This is a genomic window from Mycobacterium hippophais (genome assembly GCF_027529605.1).
Lineage (GTDB): Bacteria > Actinomycetota > Actinomycetes > Mycobacteriales > Mycobacteriaceae > Mycobacterium > Mycobacterium arseniciresistens.
This window is the reverse complement of record NZ_JAPZPY010000018.1, coordinates 45,518-69,946: the sequence shown is the minus strand read 5'-3', so window position 1 is coordinate 69,946 and position 24,429 is coordinate 45,518. Positions and strand designations below refer to the sequence as shown.

At 70.5% G+C, this 24,429-nt stretch carries 24 protein-coding genes; 9 read left to right on the top strand and 15 right to left on the bottom strand.

Annotation, left to right across the window (positions count from 1 at the left end):
• Positions 1-26: 26 nt before the first annotated feature.
• From O6P37_RS27225 to O6P37_RS27200, 6 genes are read right to left on the bottom strand one after another with little or no spacing between them, the layout of a single operon-like run.
• Positions 27-1,064 (bottom strand): taurine ABC transporter substrate-binding protein, encoded by a 1,038-nt coding sequence (locus O6P37_RS27225; protein WP_269897002.1) that lies wholly within the window; start codon positions 1,062-1,064, stop codon positions 27-29.
• Positions 1,061-1,924, bottom strand: coding sequence for an ABC transporter permease (locus tag O6P37_RS27220; RefSeq protein ID WP_408633262.1), 864 nt, complete (start codon positions 1,922-1,924; stop codon positions 1,061-1,063). The genes O6P37_RS27225 and O6P37_RS27220 overlap by 4 nt, the downstream gene beginning before the upstream one ends.
• 44 nt (positions 1,925-1,968) lie before the next feature.
• On the bottom strand, positions 1,969-2,808 hold the full coding sequence (locus tag O6P37_RS27215) for a glycosyltransferase family 2 protein (RefSeq protein WP_269897001.1): 840 nt from the start codon (positions 2,806-2,808) through the stop codon (positions 1,969-1,971).
• Complete coding sequence (locus tag O6P37_RS27210; protein WP_269897000.1) at positions 2,805-3,788, bottom strand: glycosyltransferase; 984 nt, start codon at positions 3,786-3,788, stop codon at positions 2,805-2,807. Before O6P37_RS27210 ends, O6P37_RS27215 begins: the two co-directional genes overlap by 4 nt.
• On the bottom strand, positions 3,785-4,876 hold the full coding sequence (locus O6P37_RS27205) for a glycosyltransferase (protein WP_269896999.1): 1,092 nt from the start codon (positions 4,874-4,876) through the stop codon (positions 3,785-3,787). Before O6P37_RS27205 ends, O6P37_RS27210 begins: the two co-directional genes overlap by 4 nt.
• Complete coding sequence (locus O6P37_RS27200; RefSeq protein ID WP_269896998.1) at positions 4,873-5,925, bottom strand: glycosyltransferase family protein; 1,053 nt, start codon at positions 5,923-5,925, stop codon at positions 4,873-4,875. Before O6P37_RS27200 ends, O6P37_RS27205 begins: the two co-directional genes overlap by 4 nt.
• 114 nt (positions 5,926-6,039) lie before the next feature.
• Between O6P37_RS27200 and O6P37_RS27195 the strand changes: the two genes are divergently transcribed.
• The 7 genes from O6P37_RS27195 to O6P37_RS27165 all read left to right on the top strand — a co-directional run bounded on the left by O6P37_RS27195 (position 6,040) and on the right by O6P37_RS27165 (position 14,493).
• Positions 6,040-6,987: a WcbI family polysaccharide biosynthesis putative acetyltransferase gene (locus O6P37_RS27195; RefSeq protein ID WP_269896997.1), complete on the top strand. Its 948-nt coding sequence runs from the start codon at positions 6,040-6,042 to the stop codon at positions 6,985-6,987.
• Positions 6,984-8,000 carry a glycosyltransferase gene (locus tag O6P37_RS27190; RefSeq protein WP_269896996.1) on the top strand — a complete coding sequence of 339 codons (1,017 nt, stop codon included), beginning with the start codon at positions 6,984-6,986 and terminating at the stop codon, positions 7,998-8,000. The genes O6P37_RS27195 and O6P37_RS27190 overlap by 4 nt, the downstream gene beginning before the upstream one ends.
• The gene (locus O6P37_RS27185; RefSeq protein WP_269896995.1) at positions 7,997-9,367 is read left to right on the top strand and encodes a glycosyltransferase; all 1,371 of its coding nucleotides are present in this window, start codon (positions 7,997-7,999) and stop codon (positions 9,365-9,367) included. The genes O6P37_RS27190 and O6P37_RS27185 overlap by 4 nt, the downstream gene beginning before the upstream one ends.
• Before the next feature lie 91 nt (positions 9,368-9,458).
• Complete coding sequence (locus O6P37_RS27180; protein ID WP_269896994.1) at positions 9,459-10,994, top strand: Re/Si-specific NAD(P)(+) transhydrogenase subunit alpha; 1,536 nt, start codon at positions 9,459-9,461, stop codon at positions 10,992-10,994.
• 4 nt (positions 10,995-10,998) lie between these two features.
• Positions 10,999-12,447: a Re/Si-specific NAD(P)(+) transhydrogenase subunit beta gene (pntB, locus tag O6P37_RS27175; RefSeq protein WP_408633261.1), complete on the top strand. Its 1,449-nt coding sequence runs from the start codon at positions 10,999-11,001 to the stop codon at positions 12,445-12,447.
• Between the two features lie 124 nt (positions 12,448-12,571).
• Positions 12,572-13,714 (top strand): acyl-CoA dehydrogenase family protein, encoded by a 1,143-nt coding sequence (locus tag O6P37_RS27170; RefSeq protein WP_269896993.1) that lies wholly within the window; start codon positions 12,572-12,574, stop codon positions 13,712-13,714.
• Positions 13,715-13,725: 11 nt separating this feature from the next.
• Positions 13,726-14,493: a phosphotransferase gene (locus O6P37_RS27165; protein ID WP_408633260.1), complete on the top strand. Its 768-nt coding sequence runs from the start codon at positions 13,726-13,728 to the stop codon at positions 14,491-14,493.
• On the opposite strand, the gene O6P37_RS27160 is transcribed toward O6P37_RS27165, so the two are convergent.
• Together O6P37_RS27160 and O6P37_RS27155 are read right to left on the bottom strand one after the other, a co-directional pair.
• Entirely contained in the window at positions 14,478-15,257 is a 780-nt protein-coding gene (locus O6P37_RS27160) for a methyltransferase domain-containing protein (protein ID WP_269896992.1), read from the bottom strand. The genes O6P37_RS27165 and O6P37_RS27160 overlap by 16 nt on opposite strands.
• A 54-nt stretch (positions 15,258-15,311) precedes the next feature.
• Entirely contained in the window at positions 15,312-15,938 is a 627-nt protein-coding gene (locus tag O6P37_RS27155; RefSeq protein WP_264015001.1) for a LysE family translocator, read from the bottom strand.
• 90 nt (positions 15,939-16,028) lie between these two features.
• Here O6P37_RS27155 and O6P37_RS27150 point away from each other — a divergent pair, with 90 nt between their 5' ends.
• The gene (locus tag O6P37_RS27150; protein WP_269897056.1) at positions 16,029-17,246 is read left to right on the top strand and encodes an acyl-CoA dehydrogenase family protein; all 1,218 of its coding nucleotides are present in this window, start codon (positions 16,029-16,031) and stop codon (positions 17,244-17,246) included.
• Positions 17,243-18,043, top strand: a complete 801-nt coding sequence (locus O6P37_RS27145; RefSeq protein WP_269896991.1) for a tyrosine-protein phosphatase — start codon at positions 17,243-17,245, stop codon at positions 18,041-18,043. Before O6P37_RS27150 ends, O6P37_RS27145 begins: the two co-directional genes overlap by 4 nt.
• 115 nt (positions 18,044-18,158) lie before the next feature.
• Here O6P37_RS27145 and O6P37_RS27140 read toward each other — a convergent pair whose 3' ends face one another.
• From O6P37_RS27140 to O6P37_RS27110, 7 genes are all read right to left on the bottom strand, one after another.
• Positions 18,159-18,644: a DUF456 domain-containing protein gene (locus O6P37_RS27140; RefSeq protein ID WP_264015006.1), complete on the bottom strand. Its 486-nt coding sequence runs from the start codon at positions 18,642-18,644 to the stop codon at positions 18,159-18,161.
• Between the two features lie 18 nt (positions 18,645-18,662).
• On the bottom strand, positions 18,663-19,364 hold the full coding sequence (locus O6P37_RS27135) for a methyltransferase domain-containing protein (protein WP_408633264.1): 702 nt from the start codon (positions 19,362-19,364) through the stop codon (positions 18,663-18,665).
• A 49-nt stretch (positions 19,365-19,413) separates the two neighbouring features.
• Positions 19,414-20,115: a haloacid dehalogenase type II gene (locus tag O6P37_RS27130; RefSeq protein WP_269896989.1), complete on the bottom strand. Its 702-nt coding sequence runs from the start codon at positions 20,113-20,115 to the stop codon at positions 19,414-19,416.
• Between the two features lie 25 nt (positions 20,116-20,140).
• The gene (locus O6P37_RS27125) at positions 20,141-21,103 is read right to left on the bottom strand and encodes an NADPH:quinone oxidoreductase family protein (RefSeq protein WP_269896988.1); all 963 of its coding nucleotides are present in this window, start codon (positions 21,101-21,103) and stop codon (positions 20,141-20,143) included.
• Positions 21,100-21,966 (bottom strand): SDR family oxidoreductase, encoded by an 867-nt coding sequence (locus tag O6P37_RS27120; protein WP_269896987.1) that lies wholly within the window; start codon positions 21,964-21,966, stop codon positions 21,100-21,102. Before O6P37_RS27120 ends, O6P37_RS27125 begins: the two co-directional genes overlap by 4 nt.
• A 33-nt stretch (positions 21,967-21,999) precedes the next feature.
• Positions 22,000-23,394 carry an aldehyde dehydrogenase family protein gene (locus O6P37_RS27115; protein WP_264015011.1) on the bottom strand — a complete coding sequence of 465 codons (1,395 nt, stop codon included), beginning with the start codon at positions 23,392-23,394 and terminating at the stop codon, positions 22,000-22,002.
• Between the two features lie 70 nt (positions 23,395-23,464).
• Positions 23,465-24,403 (bottom strand): class I SAM-dependent methyltransferase, encoded by a 939-nt coding sequence (locus O6P37_RS27110; protein ID WP_269896986.1) that lies wholly within the window; start codon positions 24,401-24,403, stop codon positions 23,465-23,467.
• Positions 24,404-24,429: the final 26 nt, after the last annotated feature.

The window sequence follows — 24,429 nt, the reverse complement described above, 5'->3', positions numbered from 1 at the left end:
GGTCAACCGCCGTCCGGACCGCGCCGTCACTGGGTGAGGGCACCGGGCAGACCCGTGGTGTACAGCGCGTCCTGGAAGGTCTTCAGCGGCGCGGCGGCCTCGATCTGCTTCTGCTCGAACAGGAACTGCGAGGCGCTCTGCAGGTTCGCGGCGAGATTGCCGGGGCTGCCGTCGGCGCCGAGCCACTCCGGCGACGCGATCTCCGCGGGTGTCAGGAAGCCGACCTGCTTGAGCTGTCCTTCGACGTCACCCGGTGTGAGGCCGCTCTCGGCGGCGATCGCCTTGGCGGCTGCTGCGGGATCGTCCTTGATCAGGTCGAGGGCCCGGGCCTGCTGCTGCCGCCAGGTGTCGACCACCTCGGGGTGCGCGGTGGCGAACTCGTCGGCCACCACCGCGAGGTCGAGGGTGGGCTTGCCGTCGGCGGCCAGCTGCCTGCTGGTGATCAGGTCCTTGCCGTTGCGGCGCAACTGGTCCAGTGTCGGCAGCCAGGAGTAGCCGGCGTCGATGTCACCCCGGTCGAACGCGGCGAGGATGGCCTGCGGCTGCAGGTCGACGAGCTGGACGTCGGCCGGTGAGAGGCCGCTGCGGTCGAGCGCGGCCAGCAGGCTGTAGTGCGCCGTCGAGGCGAACGGCGTGCCGACCCGCTTGCCTTTCAGGTCGGCGATGGTGTTGACGCCGCTGCCGTTGCGGGCCACCAGTGCCTCGTTGTCGCCGGCGACGTCGAGGATGAACGCCACCCGGTAGGGGATGTTCAGCGGCGCCGAAAGGCCACGCGCGACGGGGCTCGACCCCAGCGCGCCGAAGTCGACCTCCTTGGCCACGAACGCGGTGTTGACGTCGGCGCCGGAGTCGAACTTCGTCCACTTGACGTTGTATTCGGGCAGCGCGTCCTCGAGCCAGCGGTTGTTCTTCACGATCAGGTCGCCGCTCGGGAAGCTCTGGTAGGCGATGCGGATCGTCGGCTTCTCGGCGTCCCCGCCCGAGCGGTCCACCGAGCACCCGGACAGCCCCAGTGCCGTGACCGTCAGCGCCGCGACGGCCGCTCCGAATGCCCTACGCCTCATATTTTTCCTCTCCAGGGGACCGCGCGCCGTTCGATGGCACGCAGCAGACCGTCGATGACCAGGCCCGAGAAGCCGATGGCGAAGATGCCGACCAGCACGACCGGGGTGTTGTTGTAGTTGCTCGCGTCCTTGACCAGGCCGCCGACGCCGGGCAGCCCGTTGAACAGTTCGGCCGCCACCACCGACGAGTACGCCATCCCGACGGCGAGGCGCACGCCGGTGAACGTCTCGGGCAGCGCCGACGGCACGACGACGTCGCGGATGACGTCGGGGCGCGACGCGCCAAGTGCCCGTGCGGCCTCGATCAGGCCGACCGGCGCGGCCATCACCGCCGCCGTGGTGGCGACCGCCGCGGGCGGCAGCGCGGCCAGCGCCAGCAGGGTGATCTTGGGGGCCTCGTCGATCCCCAGCCAGATCACCAGCAGGAAGAAGTAGGCCAGCGGCGGCAGCGCCCGCAGGAACGTCAGCCACGGCTCCAGGACGCTGCGCACCCAGGAGACCGAACCCATGACCACGCCGAGCGCCACCCCGAGCGTGACACCGACCGCGACGCCGACGAGCACCCGCCGCAGCGTCATGTAGAGGTGCTCCCACAGCAGGTAGCCGGCGTAGCCGCGGACACCGTCGTGGGTGGTCGACACGTCGACCAGGGCATGCCACACGGTGCTGGGATACGGCACGAAGGTCTGGTTCCAGACACCGCTGACCGCGACGAGTTGCCAGACGCCGAAGAACACCGCCACCGACAGCAGCGGCAACGCCGCACGCGTCAGACGGCCGCGCCACCGGCCCGTGGGCGCGGCGACCACGGGCGCGTCGGCCTGCGGCTCGGCGGGCGCGATATCGGTGAACACAGACACCCGGACACCTTGGCGGTTGTCTCAGCTCAGGCGAATAGCTGCGCTCACCGCGATTCGAATTCCGGCACGCTCAGCGCGATCTCGTCACCGCGACGGACGATGAGCTCCATCCGCTCGAACGCGTCCAGCCAGCCCGGCATCGGCCAGCGGTTCCATCGGCTGCGGAAGACCCGGGCGTTGTCCACGATCTGCGCGAGGTGTTCCACCGGTGGATCGGACACCGGGTGGTGCTGGTGGTAGGCGTGGGCTCCGCCGACCCACACCAGCGGGATGTCGTGGCGCCGGGCGACGGCCGCGAAGTCGGTGTCCTCCCCGCCGTAACCGACGTACTCCTCGCAGAAGCCACCGAGGCGACGCCAGGTGTGCGCCGACACCGCGAACGACAACGACCAGAACAGGTCGTGGTTCGGTTCGGGGACAAGCGTTCCGGCCGGCGGCGACGGCCGGCCCGGGTGGGGACGGGTGAGCGCGTCGAGGTCGTCGAGCGGATAGCCGTCGGGCCCAGGCGGCGACAGGTAGGTGACGGGACCGCTCAGCAGCGCACCGGCGCCGAGGGCGCGGTGCGCGTCGACGTAACGGCCGACGAGCGAGCGGCCGGGAATGCAGTCCACGTCGAGGAAGATCAGCAGCTCGGCGCCGCGCTGCAACGCCCGCTCGGCGCCCGCGTTGCGCGCCGCGGCCAGCGGCAACTCGGCACCCGGGGCCGGGCAGTCGACGACGTCGGCGTCGTCTCCGGCGATGGCGGCGATCGCCGGATCTGCCATCGCCACCACGCACCGCACATCCGGTCGGGCGTCCGACCGGGCCAGACCCGCGTTCTGCGCCCGCAGGTGGTGGTGCCTGCCGTGCACGACGGTGATGACGGCGGTCCTCGGCCCGGTCATGCGGCGATGGCCGCCGCGGCGCGGGCGGCGGCGCCTTCCACCTGCAGCCGTTTCCACTGCCGCGGGTCCTGGTGGCGCGCGCGTCGCACCAGTGCGGCCCAGCGGTCGGCGGACGGCCAGCGTGGCACCGACACTGCGATGCCCGCCTCTGTGAGAGCGGCCGCGGTGGCGTGTTGTTCCCCGAACGGCCGCTGCTCGGGGATCACGACGGCGCACGCCTGGGCCAGGGCCACATCGGCGATGGCGTTCTGGCCGGCGTGGGTGACCACCACCTCGGCCGCCGAGAGCAGGGGCCACAGGTCGTCGACCCAGTCGGCGCCGCCGCCCGCCGCCACCCAGCGCAGACCCGGTGTCGCGCGTGCGAGTTCGGCCGGCGCGTCGCGCGGCGCCGACGACCCGCCTGCGCCCGCGAGCAGCAGCCCGGTCGCTGCCGTCGGCTGCGTCGCGGGTTGCCGGGCCGTCCCGTCGAACCGGCTGATCGAGCCGACGTAGTGGGTCTTCTCGTCGTACCGACGGAGCCAGGCGGGCCGGTACACGTCGGCGGACCACGGCGCCACGATGCGGTCGGCGACGTCGTAGGCCAGCCGGTGCGGCTCGTCGGTCCGGTCCCCGGGCATCGCCATCACCGTCACCGGCACGCCGGCCAGCCGGACCAGCATCGTCACCTCCACCGAGACGTCGACGACCATGCGGCGCGGGCGCAGTTCGACGATCGCGTCGAGTAGTATCGCCGATCGTTCGGCGAGCCCGCCCACTCCCACGGGCGCCCAGTGCAGCCGGCCGTTCGCGGTGGCATCGACGGGGGCCAGGTCGGTGGGCGGCACGTCGGAGGGCAGCTGCACCCAGTCGTCACCGGGCCGGATCGTCGCCGGCCTCGGTGACGACGAGAAGAACACCACGTCCTCCCGGAGGTGCCGGCTGATGCCCAGTGCGCGGGTGAGGTGCCCTCGCCCGTGATGGTGGACGTAGTAGCCGATCACGCCGACAGGCTTTCGGGTTCCTCGTCGAGCAGGCCGGAGTAGCAGTCGAGGTAGCGGCGCACCATCACCGCCTGGGAACAGTGCGCTTCGGCGCGGGCGCGCACCCGTGCCCGCGGCAGTTCGGCGGCGCGCACGATCGCGCCGGCGAGGGCGTCGACGTCATCGGGCGGCGCGAGCCGGCCGCTGGTCGCGTCGAGGATCTCGGGAATGCCGCCGCGGGCGAACGCGGCGACGGGCGTGCCGCACGCCAGCGCCTCGGCCGTGACCAGCCCGTAGGGCTCTTCCCAATGCGGTGTCACCAGCGCGACCGCGGCACCCCCGACGAGGTCGTTGACATCTTCGCGGCACAGGTGTCCCTCGTAGCTCACCGAGCCGTCGAGCTGAGGCCGGACGTGCTGGGCGAAGTAATCCGGGGGGCCCATCGGGCCGGCGATCCGGAGTGGGATGCCGGCGCGGCGTGCCGCCGCGATCGCGTCGGGCAGACCCTTCTCGGGCACCAGGCGCCCGCTCCACACCGCGTAGTCGCCGCCGGGCCCGGGTCGCCAGTCGTCGAGGTTGATGCCGTTGGGGATCACCGGCACCGGTCCGTTCACCGGCTCCCACTGGCGGGCGGTGAACCCGCTGACCGCGACGAACTCGCTCGCCACCCCGCCGGGCAGGGCCACCGCCTGGTCCAGCCACTTCAGCGGAGGGGTGTGCAACGTCGTCAGCATCGGCGCCGCGATGGTCCGCGCCATCGCAAGCGGGAGGTAGTGCAGGCTGTGGTTGTGCACGATGTCGAATGAATCCCGCAGCGTGTCAGCGAGATCCAGCATCACCGAGAGGTAGGCGTGGGTTTCGTGCACCACCCATTCCGGCACCGACGGGTCCTCGCGCGACACCTCGCTCATCTCGAATGTGTGCACCGGCAACACATCCCAGGGCAGGTCGACAGCAGAACCGGGCGCGGCGAACATCGTGACGTGGTGGCCCGCGGCGGTGAGCGCCCGGGCGAACTCGTAGACGAAGGCTTCGAGGCCACCCGCGAACGGCTGGCGGACGGGGTAGCGGGACGACGCGAGCAGCGCGATCCGCAACGGGCGGATCATGCCGCGGCCGCCACTTCGGCGAGCAGCCGGCGATAGATTCCGGTCGTCTGCCGGCGGACGTGAGTTCGTTCGTTGCGCCTCTCGTAGCGGCGGCCGAGGTCCTCGCGGGGGCTTCCGGCGCGGATCCTGTCGACGGCGTCGCTGACCGCGGACCGCAGGGTCACCGCGTCGGGCACGCCCGACTCGCAGCGGTAGGTCGGGAAATCGTGCTGCTCGTGGAAGAAGCCGCAGTCCGGGACGACCGCGCAGACACCGGCGTCGAAGCAGGCCTCGACCCAGCCGGAGTGGGTGCCGAACCGATAGGGCAGCACGAGGACGTCCACCTCGTGCAAATAGCGCAGCAGCTCGTCGTCGGTGAAGCGCGGGTGCACCCGCACGTCGACACCTCGGGTGCGCATGTCGTCGAGCCGGGTCTGCGACAACTCGTCCGCCCGGGGCGACGAGGTCACGTCGTCGTCGACGTCGAGGCGCAACGACCAGTGCGGCCGGCCTGCCGACAACAGGCCGTCGATCACCGGAAGGGGGTCGATGTTCGCGCGCAACGACTTGGCGTGCACCGCGACGACAGGATCGGGGCGCCACACGCGCGGGGCCCCGACGGCCTCGATCGGCAGGACGTGCGGATGCGGGAGCACCGTCGCGGTGCGCCCCCACCGCGCGAGGACGGCGTCGGCCGCTCCTCGGGTGAGGGTGATCACCTCGGCCGCGGCAGGGACGAGGACGTCGAGGCGGGCCAGGTGGTCGGTGGTGTCGACGAAGTGCGGGTTGTGCAGATCGTGCACGGTCAGCACCAGCGGGACACGGTGGGTGTCCAGGATCCGCACGACGTCGCGCAGCACCTCGTGCGCGGTGGCGTCGAAGCCGAAGTGCACGTGCAGCACGTCGATCGAATCAATTTGACCGATCAGATAATTCGGGTCGAGCAGGGGCGGCGGCCACCACTGCCCGGGCAGCGTCGCACCCGGTGGCACCGGATCACGCAGCAGCGCAACATCTTCGGCGTCTGTCGTGGCGTAGACGTAGGGATGCCCAGCAGGAACTGAGGCCACAGTGATCAATTGCTCAACCTTCTTCGAACAGGGGCGGGCGCCACTTCGCCACCTCACCGACGATGTGCCGCCGGGGCTCTATACCCCGCGCCGGGGACATCTACGCTCGCGAAGGTGACCGATGACGCCGGGCGGGCTGCCCACTACCGGGACTTCTACGGGAGCTCCGGTTCGACGCCGTCCGAGCCGCTGTGGATGATCATGGGGAACTGTCAGGCCGAGGCGTTGCGCCTGGTGCTCGACGCGGTGCCGGGCCGGCCGTACCGGACCGTGCGGACACCTCCCGTGCACGAGCTGGCGGCCACCGATCTGCCCCATCTCGAGGCGTTGCTCGCGCGGACGTCGGTGCTGGCCTGCCAGCCGATCCGGCCCGACTATCGCGACCTGCCGATCGGCACCGGCCAGCTCGCCGCCCGTCTCCCCCGGTCGGCGACCGTGGTGCGGTGGCCGGTGATCCGGTACGCCGGTCTGTACCCGTTCCAGGTCATCGTGCGGCACCCCGCCGACCGGTCCGTCGTCCCGCCGGCGGTGCCCTACCACGACCTGCGCACGATCGTGGCCGCACGGGACGGACGGACACCGGAGGCGCCCTGGGATGTCGACGTGTCCGCGGCCCAGATCGTCGCGGCCGCCGAGGCCAGCCGCGCCGAACTCGCCCGCCGGGAGCAACGCGACACCGATGTCGGCGTGTCCGACGTGCTGATGCGATTCGGCGCTGACGCCGCCCACACCATCAACCATCCGGGCAACTCCGTGCTCGTCGAGCTGGGCAGGCGCATCCTCGCATCGCAGGGCGTGGCGGCGCCGGTGCCAGCGCCGCCGCGGACCCTGCTGCGCTCGGTCCACGCACCGCTCGAGGCGCGGGTGCTCGAGGCGCTGCGGATCGACGCTGCGCCGCGCGCCTGCTGGACCACAGAGCACGGTCCGCTGTCGCCGCAGGACGTGCATGCCACCCAGATGCGTTGGTACGCAGAGAATCCTGATTACATCGAACTCGCCCTGCAGCGGCATGCGGCCGCCGCCGAGCTGCTGGGCCTGACGGGGCGCCGGGTGCGACGTTGAAGCCGGCCGTCACCCATCTCGTCGTCGGGCCCCGTCGGCACGGCGTCGTGCGCTTCGGTGTCGACCTCGGAAACGCTCTGCGCAACAACGGAGTCGACATCAGCACGGTGTGCGCCGCGGGGGTCGCGGACTTGCTATCGGTCTGGGCCCGGACCGGCGGTGTGCATCTCCAGTTCACCGACCGGCTGTTCGGCAGCACTGCGGAGGAGGCCGCCGAGGCGGTGGTCGCCGTCGCCGGCGTGGTGCGCTCAGGCGGCGGCCGCGTGACAGCGACCCTGCACGACCTGCCGCAGCCGTCCGACGGGGCGAACCACCGGCGACGGGCGGCGGCATACCGGCGCGTCGCCGACGCCGCCGACGGGGTCGTCGTCAGCAGCGAACACGAGCGGTCGCTGCTCCTCGAGTCCGGCGCACCGGCGGACCGTGTCGGCGTGGCGCCGTTGCCGATCGACGTCTCCTTCGCGCCCGCACCGGTGGTCTCGGCGCCGCCGACGGTCGGCATCTTCGGCTTCGTCTACCCCGGCAAGGGCCACGCCGAGGTGATCGATGCCCTGACCGGATCGGACCCAGGCATCGAGGTACTGGCGATCGGAGAGCCGTCGGCGGGACACGACGACCTGATCGAGGAACTGCGCGCTCGAAGTGCGCGTCGTGGCCGCCGGTTCGCCGTGACCGGTCATCTGCCCGACGACGCGGTGACCGACGCGCTGCGCCGCGTCACGGTGCCGGTGGCACCGCATCGGCACATCTCGGCGTCGGGATCGCTGAACTCGTGGCTCGCCGCGGGCCGTCGGCCGCTGGCCCCGTCGAACCGGTACACCCGCGAGATCGACGTCCGCAATCCCGGAGTGTTGTCGCTGTATCCAGACACCGCCGACGGGCTGCGTGAGTCGCTGGCCCGGGCACTCGCCGAGCCCCGGCACACCTGGCTGACCGCCGGGACGGTGTGCACGCCGACCACGGCCGAGGCCGCCGCCCGTTATGCCGAGCTGCTCGGGCGGTGGCATCGATGACCGTCCCGGACGCGGCAGTACCGCTGACCGATGGGCACGTCACCGTTCCCGCCAACCGGTGGGACCTGGTGACCGGGTATCCCCGCGACCTGCCCACCGTGGCGGTGGTGGTGCCGTTCTACAACCAGCAGACCGAACTCGAGCGCCTGGTGGCCGCACTGGAGCTGCAGACCCACCCCCGTCGTCTCATTCACGTCGTCGTCGCCGACGACGGCTCGGCCCTTCCGCCGATGATCCCGCCGACAAGCCTGCGCGTGAGCACCGTCCGGCAGGACGACCTCGGGTTCCGCGCCGCGGCCGCCCGCAATCTCGGCGCCGCCGCGACCGACGCGACGGTGTTGTGCTTCCTCGACGCCGACACCGTTCCCGAGCCGTCCTACCTCACCGAGATCACCCGGCTTCCGGCACAGATTCCGGACGCGCTGGTGGTGGGCCGGCGCCGCCACGCCGAGCTCGACGGCATCGGCCCCGAACGCCTACCGGACTGGTGGGCGGGTGCCAGCTCACCACCGGTGCTGCGCGAACCGACCTGGCTGGCCGACGCGTACCGGGCCAGCGGCGAACTCCTCGACGTCGACCACCGCTCCTACCGTTACGTCATCAGTTCGGTGATGTGCTGTAGCGCGACGCTGTTCGCGGACACGGGCGGCTTCGACGAGTCGTTCGGCCGGTACGGCGGCGAGGACTGGGAGTTCGCTCACCGCGCGATGGCCAACGGCGCCGTCCTGCACCACGCCCGCGATGCCGTCGCCTGGCACGACGGCCCCGACTGGGCCGACCGTCCCGTCGCCGACCGCCGGGCCACGAAGAACGCCGAGGCGCTCACCCTGGCGCGGCTGATCACCGATCCGGATGCCCGCAGGCCGGGACTGCGCTACGCGCTGCCCGACATCGCGGTGCAGGTCGACGCCGCCGGGCACAGCGCGGCGTCGCTCGTCGGCACCATCGCCTGCTTCCTGCACGAGGACGTCGGCATCTGGGTCGACGGCCCGGGGGTCGGCCCGCTGCTCCGCGAGACCAGCATCGAGGACCAGCGCGTGCGGACCGGTCCGATTCCCGACGGCGTGCGGCGGCGCTGCCGAATGGCGGTCACCGTCACGGGACGGGCGGTGCTGCCGCGGGGTGCCGTGACGGCCGTCATCGGCGAGTGTGCGCGGCCCGGAGTCGGCGCCGTCGCCGCGGAGACCGAGGGTGCGTCGGTGGTCTGCCGCGCCTCGTGGGCCGTCAATCGGGTGCGCCGGTGGAGCGCCGGCGCCGTCCGGTTCGCCAACCCGGCCGACGCCGATCGCGTGAGCAGGACGGTGACATTGGCGGCCGCCGATCTGAACCTTCGCTGCGCTGAATCCGAGCCCGACCTGTCCTGGTGAACCCGGCCCGGTGTCGTCGCGGCGGGTAAGCGCACCGCTTACCGCCCGAGGGCCGCGCGCGGGTCCCGAGAGCAAATGGGAGACTCTTCGGATGATTATCGGAATACCGCGCGAGTCCCACGCGGGTGAGACGCGTGTCGCCGGCACGCCGCAGACCGTCGGAGCACTCATCAAGCTCGGCTACGACGTCGTGGTCGAATCCGGTGCCGGCGACGCCTCGAGCTTCTCCGATGCCGCGTTCGTCGACGCAGGCGCCAGTGTCGGCTCGTCCGAAGAGGCGCTGTCCGCCGACGTCGTCCTCAAGGTCAACGCACCCGCCGATGCCGAGATCGCCGCGTTGCGCGACGGTGCCACGCTGATCAGCCTGATCTCGCCGGCGCTGAACCCCGAGCTCGTCGAGAAGCTGTCCGCCCGCCCCGTCACGGTGCTGGCGATGGACGCCGTCCCGCGCATCTCACGGGCGCAGTCGCTGGACGTGCTGTCGTCGATGGCCAACATCGCCGGATACCGGGCCGTCGTCGAGGCGGCGCACAGCTTCGGCCGGTTCTTCACCGGGCAGGTGACCGCGGCGGGCAAGGTGCCGCCGGCCAAGGTGCTCGTCGTCGGCGCGGGCGTGGCCGGGCTGGCCGCCATCGGCGCCGCGGGCAGCATGGGCGCCATCGTGCGGGCCACCGATCCGCGGCCCGAGGTCGCCGACCAGGTCAAGTCGCTCGGCGGGGAGTACCTCTACGTCGACCCGGAGGCCGCCGAGATATCGGCGACCGGCTACGCCAAGGAGATGGGCGACGACTACAAGGCCCGCGAGGCGGCGCTGTACGCCGAGCAGACCAAGGACGTCGACATCATCATCACCACTGCGCTGATCCCGGGCCGGCCGGCGCCGCGGATCATCACCGCGGAGATGGTCGCCTCCATGAATCCGGGCAGCGTGATCGTGGACATGGCCGCGGCCAACGGCGGCAACGTCGAGGGCACGGTCAAGGACCAGGCGGTGGTCACCGACAACGGCGTGACGATCATCGGCTACACCGATCTGGCCGGACGGCTGCCCGCGACGGCCTCCCAGCTCTACGGCACCAACCTGGTGAACCTGCTCAAGCTGCTCACCCCCGAGAAGGACGGCCAGCTCACCCTGGACTTCGACGACGTGGTGCAGCGGTCGGTGACCGTCGTGCGCGACGGCGAGGTCACCTGGCCGCCGCCACCGGTGCAGGTGTCCGCGGCGCCGGCCGCCGCCGCCAAGGCCGCCCCGGTCGAGGCGCCCAAGGCCAAGGTGCCGATGTCGACGGGACGCCGGCTGGGCATCGCCTTCGCCGCGGCCGCGGTGCTGTTCGCACTCATCGCCTTCTCGCCGGCCGCGCTGCAGGTGCACCTGACGGTGTTCGCGCTGGCGATCGTGATCGGCTATTACGTGATCGGCAACGTGCACCACGCGCTGCACACACCACTGATGTCGGTGACCAACGCGATCTCCGGAATCATCGTGGTCGGCGCGCTGCTGCAGATCGGCCACGGTGACCCCATCGTGACAGCGGTCGCCACGCTTGCGATCCTGCTCGCCAGCATCAACGTCTTCGGCGGCTTCGCGGTGACCCGCCGCATGCTCGCGATGTTCTCGAGGAGCTAAGGACATGTTCCACTTGATAAACACTGAAACCGCCGCCACCGCGGCCTACGTCGTCGCAGCGTTGCTGTTCATCCTCGCGCTGGCCGGCCTGTCCAGGCACGAGACGTCCAGGGCAGGCAACAGTTTCGGCATCGCCGGCATGGCGCTTGCTTTGATCGCGACCGTCGGGCTCGCGCTGGCCCGCCACATCGAGCCGGTCGGCCTCGCCCTGCTTGCAGGCGCCGTGGTCATCGGCGCCGCGATCGGGCTCTGGCGCGCCAAGGTCGTCGAGATGACCGGCATGCCCGAGTTGATCGCGCTGCTGCACTCGTTCGTCGGCCTGGCCGCCGTGCTGGTCGGCTGGAACGGCTACCTGCACGTCGAGGGCGACGCGAACGGTGCCGAAGCCGTCCAACTGGCGGGCGAGGGAATGCTCGGCATCCACTCCGCCGAGGTCGTCATCGGCGTCTTCATCGGCGCCGTGACGTTCACCGGCTCCATCGTGGCCAACCTGAAGCTGTCGGCGCGCATCAAGTCCGCGCCGATGATGCTGCCCGGCAAGAACTTCCTCAACGTCGGCGCGCTGGTGGTGTTCGCCGCGCTCACCGTGTGGTTCGTGATCGACCCGCAGCTGTGGCTGCTGATCGCCGTCACGGTGCTGGCGCTGCTGCTGGGCTGGCACCTGGTCGCCTCGATCGGCGGCGGTGACATGCCGGTGGTGGTGTCGATGCTGAACAGCTACTCCGGCTGGGCCGCCGCGGCGTCGGGCTTCCTGCTCGGCAACGACCTGCTGATCATCACCGGCGCGCTGGTCGGCTCGTCCGGTGCATACCTGTCCTACATCATGTGCAAGGCGATGAACCGGTCGTTCATCTCCGTCATCGCAGGCGGCTTCGGCATCGAGGCGGGCCCGGCCGAGGACAAGGACTACGGCGAGCACCGCGAGATCAACGCCGAGGGCGCCGCCGAGCTGCTCAGCTCCGCATCGTCGGTGATCATCACGCCCGGCTACGGGATGGCCGTCGCGCAGGCCCAGTACGGCGTCGCCGACCTGACCCGCAAGCTGCGGGAGCGCGGTGTCGACGTGCGCTTCGGCATCCACCCCGTCGCGGGCCGCCTGCCCGGCCACATGAACGTGCTGCTGGCCGAGGCGAAGGTGCCCTACGACATCGTGCTCGAGATGGACGAGATCAACGACGACTTCGACGGCACGTCGGTGGTCCTGGTGATCGGCGCCAACGACACCGTCAACCCGGCGGCGTCCGAGGATCCGAGCAGTCCGATCGCCGGGATGCCGGTGCTGACGGTGTGGAACGCCGACAACGTCATCGTCTTCAAGCGGTCCATGGCGTCGGGCTACGCGGGCGTGCAGAACCCGCTGTTCTTCCGGGAGAACACCCAGATGCTGTTCGGCGACGCCAAGGACCGGGTGGACGCAATCAACTCCGCGCTGTCGGTCAGCGAGCACGCGTAGACGCCGTCTGGTTTTTGCGGTCAGGGTCGTGCCGTCCGCGCCAGTCACGACCCTGCGCGCAAATTCTAGAGCGGGCGGGCAGCGCTAGTCGATCGCTCAGCGCGGATCACTAGGATGATCAACCATGCCCGTTGACCGTCTGCTGCCCTCCGACGAAGCGCGCGAACTTATCGCGCTGACGCGCGACATCGCCGACAAGGTGCTCGAACCACACGTCGACGAGCACGAGAAGGCCGAGACCTACCCCGACGGGGTGTTCGCTCAACTCGGCGCCGCCGGCCTGCTGAGCCTGCCGCAACCCCAGGAGTGGGGCGGCGGCGGCCAGCTCTACGAGGTGTACCTGCAGGTACTCGAGGAGATCGCGGCGCGGTGGGCCGCCGTCGCGGTCGCGGTCAGCGTGCACAGCCTGTCGTCGCATCCGCTGCTGGCGTTCGGCACCGAGGAGCAGAAGCAGCGCTGGCTGCCCGGGATGCTGTCCGGTGAGCAGATCGGCGCGTACAGCCTGTCGGAGCCGCAGGCCGGATCGGATGCGGCGGCGTTGCGGTGCGCGGCCGTGCCTGGCGGCGACGGCTACGTCATCACCGGCGAGAAGTCCTGGATCACCCACGGCGGGCGGGCCGACTTCTACACCTTGTTCGCCCGCACCGGCGAGGGGTCTCGCGGCATCAGCAGCTTCCTCATCCCCGGTGACCTACCCGGGCTGAGTTTCGGTGTGCCCGAGGAGAAGATGGCGTTGCACGCGGTGCCCACCACGTCGGCCTACTACGACCACGCCCGCGTGGACGCCGACCGCCGGATCGGCGCCGAGGGCCAGGGCCTGCAGATCGCGTTCTCCGCCCTGGACTCCGGCCGGCTCGGCATCGCCGCGGTGGCGGTCGGCATCGCGCAGGCCGCCCTCGACGCCGCCATCGCATACGCCAACGAGCGAACCACGTTCGGCCGCAAAATCATCGACCACCAGGGGCTGGGCTTCCTGCTGGCCGACATGGCTGCCGCCGTGGTCAGCGCCCGGACCACCTACCTCGACGCGGCACGCAGGCGTGATCTCGACCTGCCGTACTCGACGCAGGCCAGCATCGCCAAGCTGGTGGCCACCGACGCGGCGATGAAGGTCACCACCGACGCCGTACAGGTGCTCGGTGGCGTGGGCTACACCCGCGACTACCGCGTCGAGCGGTTCATGCGCGAGGCCAAGATCACCCAGATCTTCGAGGGCACCAACCAGATTCAGCGGCTCGTCATATCCCGGGCGCTCACGGCGCGCTGACCGATCCCACTGTGCGACTCCCCGACGTCGTCGCCACGCTCGCCGACGGTTCCCCGGCGACGTTGGTGTGGCGGAACGAACTGGGCGGGTTGACCTTTCGCATCGATCGCGGCCGGAACGACACGCGGTACGTCAAGTGGGTCGCCCTCGGAACACCCGAGATCGACCTCGCCGCAGAAGCTGAGCGACTGGCCTGGGCGCAGCCGTGGGCCGTGGTCCCCCGCGTGCTCGACCACGGCCGCGACGCCACGGGTGAGTGGCTCGTCACCGAAGAGGTGCCCGGCCGTTCGGCGGTCGAGTGGAAGGGCGACCCGGCGGTGGCGGCCGCGGCGATCGGCCGCGGGCTGCGGTCACTGCACGACGCGCTGCCCCCGGCCGAGTGCCCCTTCGAGTGGAGTGTGCAGCGACGGCTGCTGCGGGCGGACGCCCGCATCGCCGACGGCGAAGGACCCGCGCAGTGGGCGCCGGAACACCGGCACCTCGGACTGCCCGCCGCGCGCGCACACCTCGACGACCCGCCGCCGATCGACCGCCTGGTGGTCTGCCACGGCGATGCGTGCACACCCAACACGCTGCTGCACGACGACGGCGGCTTCGCCGCGCACGTCGACCTCGGATCACTCGGTGTGGCAGACCGATGGGCGGACCTCGCCGTCGCGACGTGGAGCCTCGACTGGGACTACGGCCCCGGGTTCGACCGAGTGCTGTTGCAGGCGTACGGGATCGAGGCCGACGAGGCGCGCATCGCCTACTACCGGCTGCTCTACGACCTCGCCTGAGCCGTGGCCGTGACGACGAACAGCGTGATCGACGCGAAGAACGGTTCCGCGTCGAGGTGCTGCAGCCAGCTGCGGCCCTGCTCGTCGCTCAGGTAGCCGGCGGCCACGGCGCCCTCGGTGACCGACCGGATGGTGAGGACGTTCTCGGCCTCGGCGGCGTCGGTGAACACCACGGTGGCCGGGATGATCGAATCGACCGTCAATCCGGCGTGCCGGAGCAGCCGGGGCAGTGCCCGGCCGATGGTGGCGTGGGGGGCGGTGCGCTCGACGTTGAAGGCGGTGTACGCGCGGCTGGCGGCGGCGTCCGGATGGTCGATCACCAGGGTCGCCCAGTCCGGTTCGACGCAGACGATCCGCCCCGCCGGGCGCAACAGCCGGGCGGCCTCACCGATCACCGCGGCCGGCGACGACACGTGCTGCAGCATCCGGTCGATGTGCACCCGGTCCACCGAACGGCTCTCGAAGGGCAGCCGGTGTGCGTCGGCGATCTCGGTCGACACGTTGGCCAGGTCGGCGGTGTCGGCCCGCGCGTGCCGGATCAGTTCGGCGTCGTGGTCGACGCCGATCACCCGTCCGTTCGGGCCGACCGCCTCGGCGTAGGACCTCAGGTCGGCGCCCGGCCCGCATCCCACGTCGACGACCACGTGCCCGCTGCCCAGGTCGAGTTGTGCATTCCCGATCGCCTTGAACCTGCCCGCATCGGAATGCGCGAGCCGCAGCAGGTAGTCGCGCGAACGCGCCGCCTCGAGCGGTGTCAGTGACATCGATCGAGCGTAGTGGCCCGACTCGGGCACCAGCCGTTTTGCGCCGATCGGGGGCTATTTGTCGACGGCCATCTTCACGGCCATCCCGCCCAGCAGCGTCCCCGCCACGTACCGCTGCACCCGCAGCCAGACCGGTCGGGCGGTGAGGAAGCCGGAGATGGTGGCCGCGGCGAGCACGATCGCACCGTTGACGGTGACCGCGATGGCGATCTGGACCAGCCCGAGCAGCAGCGCCTGCAGCCAGATCGACCCGCGCGCCGGATCGATGAACTGCGGGATGAGCGCCATGTACATCAGCGCGATCTTCGGGTTCAGCAGGTTGGTGACCAGGCCCATCCCGAACAGCCGCAGCGGCCGGTGCGCCACCTGGTCGGCGCCGCCGAACGGCGACTTCCCGCCGGGCCGCAGCATGGTCCACGCCAGGTAGCCGAGGTACAGCGCGCCGGCGACCTTGACGGCGGTGAACAGCGCGGGCACCGCCACGAAGATCGCCGTGAGGCCGAGGGTGGCCGCCGACAGGTACACCGCGAAGCCCGTCGCGACGCCTGCGAGTGACACCAGCCCGGCGGAACGACCCTGGCTGACGCTGCGCGAGGCGAGGTAGATCATGTTCGGCCCCGGCGTCAGCACCATGAGAAGGGCGACGAGCGCGACACCGGCGACGGCGGAGAAGTCGATCACACCCGCAATCCTCGTCCTCGCCGGCTCCCGGCCGCCACCGATTTACCGGCGCTTTTACACGTGTCATATCGTGGCCAGATGGACTTCGCGATGTCGGCCAAGGCGCAGGATTACCACAAGCGGCTGACCGCTTTCATGACCGAGTACGTGTTCCCCGCCGAAGCGGAGTACCACCGCTACCGCGAGGAGGCCGGGCCCAAGGACCACACCGTCCCGCCGATCGTCGAGGAGCTCAAGGTCCGCGCCAAGGAGCAGGGGCTGTGGAATCTGTTCCTGCCGTCGCTGTCGGGTCTGTCCAACATCGAGTACGCGCCGCTGGCCGAGCTGTCGGGGTGGAGCCCCGAGATCGGTCCCGAGGTGATCAACTGCGCCGCCCCCGACACCGGCAACATGGAGACGCTGCACCTGTTCGCCACCGAGGAGCAGAGCAAGCAGTGGCTGGAACCGCTGCTGGCCGGTGAGATCCGCAGTGCGTTCGCGATGACCGAGCCCGCCGTCGCCTCCAGCGACGCCCGCAACATCGAGACGACGATGCTGCGCGACGGCGACGACTACGTGATCAACGGCCGCAAATGGTGGATCACCGGCGCCGCCGACCCGCGCTGCAAGATCCTGATCGTGATGGGCCGCACCAACCCCGACGCGGCCAGCCACCAGCAGCAGTCGATGATCCTGGTGCCGGTCGACACCCCCGGGGTGTCCATCGAGCGCTCACTTCCGGTGTTCGGCTGGCAGGACCAGCACGGGCACTGCGAGATCACCTTCGACAACGTGCGGGTGCCGTCGTCGAACCTGTTGCACGAGGAGGGCAGCGGCTTCGCGATCGCCCAGGCACGCCTGGGCCCCGGCCGCATCCACCACTGCATGCGGGCCCTCGGTGCGGCCGAACGTGCGCTCGCGCTGATGGTCGACCGGGTGCACAAGCGCGTTGCGTTCGGCAAGCCGCTGGCGGAGCAGGGTGTGGTGCGGGAAGCGATCGCCAAGTCACGCAACGAGATCGACCAGGCCCGGCTGCTGTGCGAGAAGGCGGCGTGGACCATCGACCAGCACGGCAACAAGGGCGCGGCTGTGCTCGTCGCGCAGATCAAATCCGTCGCACCGCAGGTGGCGTGCGACGTCATCGACCGGGCGATCCAGGTGCACGGCGGCGCAGGCGTCAGCGACGACTTCCCGCTCGCCCGGCTGTACAGCTGGCACCGCGCGATGCGGCTGTTCGACGGTCCGGACGAGGTGCACATGCGGACCATCGCCCGCGCCGAGCTCGGCAGGGAGAAGTCCCCGTTCGCCGCGGCGGTGACCGGCGCGTGACCGACGGCCTTAGGGAACTGTCGGGGGCGTGGAACTTCCGCGACATCGCCGAACACACCGTGATCCGGCCCGGGCGGTTCTTCAGGTCCAGTGAGCTGGCCGCACTCGACGACGCAGGCCGGGCGGCGCTCGCCGGACTCAGGGTCACCGACGTCGCCGATCTGCGTTCGGACCGCGAGGTCGAGCGCCGCGGTGCGAGCCTGGTGCCCGACGGCGTCGCCGTGCACCGGCTCCCGTTCCGGGAGGTCGGCACCCATGCCCCGCACGAGCAGGGCTTCGAGCAGCTGCTGGCGCAGGAGACCGAGGGCGCCGAGGACGTCGCGGCGGCCGCGGGCCGTTACATGACCGAGGAGTACGCGAAGTACCCGGCGATGGCCGGAGCGCAGGCCGCTGTGCGCCGCATGGTGACGCTGCTCGCCGACCAGCGGACGGTGCTCACGCACTGTTTCGCGGGCAAGGACCGCACCGGCTTCACCGTCTCGGTCGTGCTGGAGGCCGCAGGCGTCGGCCGGGATGCCATCGTCGCCGACTTCCTCCGCAGCAACGACGCCGTCCCGCTGCTGCGCGAACAGATCATGGAGTCGATCCGGGCCCGGACCGCCGAACAGCCCACCGATGAGATCGTGACGTTCGCCGAAGCCCGGCTCGCCGATGAGATCCTCGGTGTGCGCGAGGAATACCTCGACGCGGCGCGGCGCACGATCCTGAACGACTACGGCTCGCTGGAGGCCTACCTGGCCGCCGTCGGCGTGACCGACGACGACGTCGCTCGTCTGCGGCAGCAGCTGCGCGACTGACGGCCGTCGCGCGGCCCGCGCGCGCCGAGTGTGAAACCAGGGCGGGTTTCGGCCCGAATTTTCGCCGTGGTTTCACACTCGACGCATGGCACGGAAAAACACGCGACCGACAGCGCTACTGCGTGACGTAGACGCCGGCCACCCACGCGGCCGTCGCCAGCAGCGCACCCGCCAACTCGACGAACATCGACAGCGCGACGCCCTTGAGCGCGTGCACCGTCGACGCCCAGGCCAGCCGCTGATCGCGGCGCGCCGCGAGTTCGGCGAGGTAGATCCCGCCGACGAAACCGATCGGCAGGCCGAGGACAGGGATCACGAAGAAGCCGATGATGCCCAGCACACCGCCCGCCGCCAGGCTCGACGTCCGCACGTCGGCCGCGCGCATCCGGCGCACCGGCCACAGGTACTTCACCAGGGTCGTCGCGCCGAGCAGCACCGACGCCACCGCCAGCGTCACCCAGCCGGTCATGTCCTGCTCCACCAGCGCCCACACCAGGATTGCCGCGAAGATCAGCAGCGTGCCCGGCAGCAGCGGCACCAGGATGCCGACCAGCCCGACGGCGATCGCCAACCCGACCAGGAGGATGCCGCCCGTGCTCACGTCAGCGAGCCTACGGCGTCACGACCGCCTGCCGCGCACCCATTGGATGGTGCCGATCGTCTTGGTCCGCACGCCGACCACGCCGAGCGACTCGAGGGTGTCCCCGATCTCGTCGTCGTCGAAGACGCGGGCGCCGGCGTTGGGCAGCACCCCGATCAGCCGCGCGGCGGGTCCCGCCGTCGGCACCATGACGGCCATCCGGCGGCCGGGTCGCAGCACCCGCACCATTTCCGCCAGCGCCGCCGCCGGATCGGGGATCAATTGCAGCATCGCCATCGACACCACCGCGTCGACGGACTCGTCGCGCAACGGCAGTCGCTGCGCGTCGGCCCGGACGAACCCGACGTTCGGCGCGGCCTCGGCGCGGACCGCGCGGGCGAGCATCGGCGCGGAGATGTCGACACCGAGCGCCAGTCCACCCGGACCGGCGGCCCGGCCGAGTGCCGCAGTGACGTTGCCGGGCCCGCTGCCGACGTCGAGCGCGACACCGCCGACCGGCAGGCTCAGCCAATCGATCGGCAGCTGCCAGGACGTCACCAGCCGGCGCACCAAGATCTGAGAGTTGTCGTAGACCATCGAGCCCAGCCGCGACGCCCACACCGCCTGGATGGTTCCGGTGTTGCGTTCGGGCGCATCGTCGCCCGCGTCGCTCAACAGGTCGAGGTAACCGTCGACGATCTCCGGATCCGCCGGCGGGTCGGCGAGCAGCTTGTGAGCCATGCGGAGCGCGGGCGGAAGAGGTGTGGTCACGCCGTCCACGCTACGCCGCTCAAGCCCCTAATTTGTCGGCCAGATCCTGGAAATCGGCTGCCATGACGTCGAATTCACCTTCCGGCGGCATCCGCAACACCCGGTCGGGCCCGTGTTCGAGCGGACGGAACACGAAGCCCGTGCGCAGTCCCGCCGACCGGGCCGCGCGCAGGTCACCGGGATGGGCGGCGACCAGCATCAGCTCCTCGGGTGCGACGCCGAGCAGGTCGGCGCAGCCGAGATAGGCCTCCGGGTCGGGCTTGTAGTGCCGGAACAGCTCCGCGGAGATCACGCAGTCCCACGGCAGCCCTGCGCGCTTGGCCATGTTCGTCAGCAGCGAGACGTTGCCGTTCGACAGCGTGGTGATGACGAACCGCTCCTTGAGCCGCGACAGCCCGGCCACCGTGTCCGGCCACGGGTCAAGACGATGCCAGGCACGGTTCAGCTCGTCGACCTCGTCGTCGCCGACCGCGATGCCCGCGCCGGCGAGCAGCTCCACGAGGCGGCCCCGGTGCAGGTCGTCGATCCGTGTCCAGGGCAGCTCACCGCGCCGCACCCGGTCCATCGCCGGCGCGTACCCGGCCCGCCAGTCGTCGGCGAACGACGGCCAGTCCGCGGACATCCCGTGGCTGCGCCCGAATGCCTCGAGTTCGGCAATGACGCTGGACCGCCAGTCGACCACGGTGCCGAACACGTCGAACGCCAGGGCGCGAATCAACATCGTCGGTTCTTCGCGCAAGCGCGAATCACGGCTGCAGGACCAGCTTGCCCCGGATCTCGCCCGCGGCCAGCGCCTCGAGTGCGGCGCGGCCCTCCGAGAGCGGGTAGGTCACCGGCGGCGGCGGGCGCAAGCCGGCCTCGACCAGCTTGCCCAGCCCGAACCCGAACAGCGACTGGGCACCCGGATTGCGGTTGACGAACTCGCCCCAACCCACGCCGACCACCGAGACGTTGCGCAGCAGCAGCCGATTCACCTTGACCGTCGGGATGCCGCCCGCCGCGAATCCGATCACCAGCAGCCGGCCCTCGGTGGCCAGCGCGCGGATCGCGTCGTCGAACGCCTCGCCGCCGACGGGATCGACCACCAGGTCGACACCGCGGCCGTCGGTGACGTCGCGGACCGCCTGCAGCCAGCCATCGGTCAGCGGCAGCACCACATCGGCTCCCAGCGACTCGACGAAGTCACGGGCATCGGGCCGGTGCACCATCGCGATCACCTTGGCACCCATCGCCTTCGCGATCTGGATCGACGCCGTGCCGATGCCGCCCGCCGACCCGAGCACCAGCACGGTCTCGCCGATGCGCAGGGCGCCGCGGCGTGCCAGCGCGAAGTACATCGTGTAGTAGTTGCCGAGCAGCGCCGCGGCGGACGCGTCGTCGACCCCCGGCGGGGTCGGCACCACCGACGACGCGGGCACCGCCACCCGTTCGGCGAAGCCGCCCAGCAGTGAGAACGCCGAAACGCGTTGTCCCACCGTGAACTCGGAGTCCTCGGGCACCGAGCGCACGGTGCCCGCCACCTCGACGCCGGGGATGAACGGCGGGTCCAGCTTCAGCTGGTACTCGCCGCGCAGCATCAGCAGGTCGGGGAAGTTGACGCCGGCAGCACCGACGTCGATGACGACGGCATCGGTGTTGCGCACTTCATCGACGTCGGTGTACTCCAGGCCGGCGGGGCCCGTCAACGATTGCGCGACAAGCGCTTTCACCCGAGGTTGAAGCTGGCCTGCTGCGCCGCCGACAGATCGGTGATCTCGGCCCACTTCGCTGCGACGTCGTCGAGTGACGGCACCCCGTCGGAGAAGGTGATGCCCTCGTTCTGGAACAGCGCGGTGCGCTGCACCTTGCCGCCGCCGACGATGAAGATCGAATCGGTGTCGGGCAGTTCCTCGGTCATCAGGTAGGCCACCACCGGCGCCACGTACTCCGGGGTCAGCTTCTCGAAGACCTCTGGCGGCAGGATGTCCTGCGTCATCCGGGTCGCCGCGATCGGTGCGACGGCGTTGGTCTTGATGTTGTACTTCGCGCCCTCCTGGGCGAGCGTGTTGATCAGCCCGACCAGGCCGAGCTTGGCGGCGCCGTAGTTGGCCTGCCCGAAGTTGCCGAACAGACCGCTGGTGGAGGTCGCCACGACGACCCGGCCGAAGCTCTGCTCGCGGAAGTGCGGCCACGCCGCGCGGATCACGTTGTAACCGCCGTAGAGGTGCACCTTCAGCACGGCGTCCCAGTTCTCGTACGTCATCTTGTGGAAGGTGCCGTCGCGCAGGATGCCCGCGTTGCTCACCACGCCGTCGACCTTGCCGAACTCGTCGATCGCGGTCTTGATGATGTTCTCGGCACCCTCGGACTCCGCGACGGAGTCGTAGTTGGCGACCGCGCGGCCGCCCGCCGCCTTGATCTCGTCGACCACCTGATCGGCCATCGCCGAGCCCGCACCGGTGCCGTCGCGCGAACCGCCCAGGTCGTTGACGACGACGCTGGCGCCCTCACGGGCCAGTGTCAGCGCGTACTCGCGCCCCAGTCCGCCTCCGGCGCCGGTGACGACGATGACGCGATCCTGCACTCCTGGCATGGGTTTCCTATCTCTCGGGCTTCGTTGACGAAATCAGAACAGCTTGCGGGCCAGCTTCCAGGCCTTCTCTGTATACGGGGGATAGATGAAGGCGCCCACGTCGGGTCGGGTGGTCTTCGTCATCACCGTCTTCTTGTGGCTGAACGTCTCGAAGCCGAATCTGCCGTGGTAGGCGCCCATGCCCGAGGGGCCGACGCCGCCGAACGGCAGCTTGTGCGTCGCGAAGTGGAACAGCAGGTGGTTGACCACCATGCCGCCCGCGGACACCTCCTTGACCACCCGCTCGCGGATGCTCTTGGTCTTGGTGAACAAGTACGCGGCCAGCGGCTTCGGCCGTGCGTTGACGAAATCGATGGCATCGTCCAGTGATTGGACCGTCACGATCGGCAGGATCGGCCCGAAGATCTCGTCGGTCATCAGCGGCTCGGCCGGGTCGGGATCGACGACGACGGTCGGCTGGATGCTGATCTTCGACGCGTCGGAGCCACCGCCGATGACCACCTCACCCTTGGTCGCGGCGAGCGCCGTGGCGAGCCGGTCAAAGTGCCGCTCGTTGACGATGCGCTTGCCGTCGGGGTTGCCGGACTCGAAGGTGGTGACCGCGGCCTTGATCTTGTCGACGAGTTCCTCGCGGATCTTCGCGTCGGCCAGCACGTAGTCGGGCGCGATGCAGATCTGGCCCGAGTTGATCAGCTTGGTCCAGGCGATGCGCTTGGCGGCGACGTCGATGTCGGCGTCGGCGGTGACGATCACTGGGCTCTTGCCACCGAGCTCGAGGGTGACCGGCGTCAGATGCGGTGCGGCGCCCTCGTAGACCTTGCGGCCGATCTCCGTGCCGCCGGTGTACAGCAGGTAGTCGAAGCCCTGGGCGATGAGTTCCTGGCTGACCGAGCCGTCGCCCTCGATCACCGCGATCGCGTCACCGTCCAGGTACTTCGGCACCAGGTCGGCCATCACCGCCGACGAGGCAGCAGCCACCTCCGACGGCTTGAGCACCACGGTGTTGCCCGCGGCGATGGCGCCGACGGCCGGACCAAGGGTCAGCGCGAACGGGAAGTTCCACGCGCCGATGATCAGCACGGTGCCGAACGGCTCGTGCTCCACCCATCCCAGGCCGGGCAGCTGCGACATCTCCAGCATCCGGTACTTGCGCCGCGTCCACTTGCGGAGGTTCTTCGCCGCGTCCTTGGCCTCGCCGGCGACGCTGGCGATGTCGGCCAGCCACGCCTCGAAGGGCTTGCGGCCGAGGTCTTGCTCCAGCGCGTCGGCGATGACCGCCTCGTTCTCGATCATCAGCCGCTCCATCGCGCGCAGCTGCTGTCTGCGCCATTCGATGTCGCGGGTGCGGCCCGTGGCGAACGTCTGCCGGAGCCTGGCGACGGTCGAGTCGATGTCGGTGGTGGGCGCGCTGACGGATTCGGTGGTCATGGGGGGAGTCCTTCCTGACCCGAGGATGACCCGATCCTAACCAACCGGTTGGGCCGTCAGAACCCCTGTGCTATCCGGCCCGCTCGGCGGTGACGAAGTGCGAGAACGCGTCGTCGTCGGACAGCTCGGCGGGCAGCGCCCACCGCCCCAGCCGGCGCATCTCCTGCTGCGAGTCGACCGGCGTCGCCGACCAGCCGTGGCCGTCGAGCCACTCGGCGACGTCGGCCCGATCGGGATCCTCGTAGATCAGCTCCTGGATCTTCAGGGACTCCTCCATGCCGAACTTCTCGGCGATCCGCTCGAAGCGCGCCCGCATCTCCTCGCGGCGGTCCTCCGACGACACCCCGGCGGTCTCGGCGGCGATCCGGCTTCCCGCCGCGCTGAGCGCCGTGACCTGCTCGAACAGCCGGTCCTGCGCGTCGGCGGACAGATACATGAGCAGGCCCTCGGCCAGCCAGGCGGTCGGCTGCGCCTGGTCGAAACCGGCCTCGCGCAGCGCCGTCGGCCAGTCGAACCGCAGGTCGATCGGCACCTCCCTGCGGGTGGCCGAGGGCTCGGCCCCATGGCCGGCGAGCGTCTGCGCCTTGAACTCGAGCACCTTGGGCTGGTCGATCTCGTAGACCGTCGTGCCTGCAGGCCAGTCCAGCCGGTAGGCCCGCGAGTCGAGCCCGGAGGCGAGGATGACGACCTGCCGGATGCCTGCGGCGCTCGCCTCGGCGAAGAACCGGTCGAAGAAGTGGGTGCGCACCGCCTGGTAGCCGCCCATGTGCGCGAAGATCGCGGCGGCCTCGGCGTCCACCTCGCCCACCTTCTCGGTGAAGTCGCCGTCGAGCATCGCGCTCCACACCCCGCTGCCCGCGGCGTCGACCAGCACGCGCGCATACGGGTCCTGGATCAGCGGATTGTCCCGCTCGGTCTCGCCGGCGCGGGCCGCGGCGACCATCACGGCCGTCGTGCCGACGCTGGTGGTGATGTCCCAGGTGTCGTCATGGGTGCGCAGTGAGCTCATCACGCCATGCTACCGAAGAGCTTAGC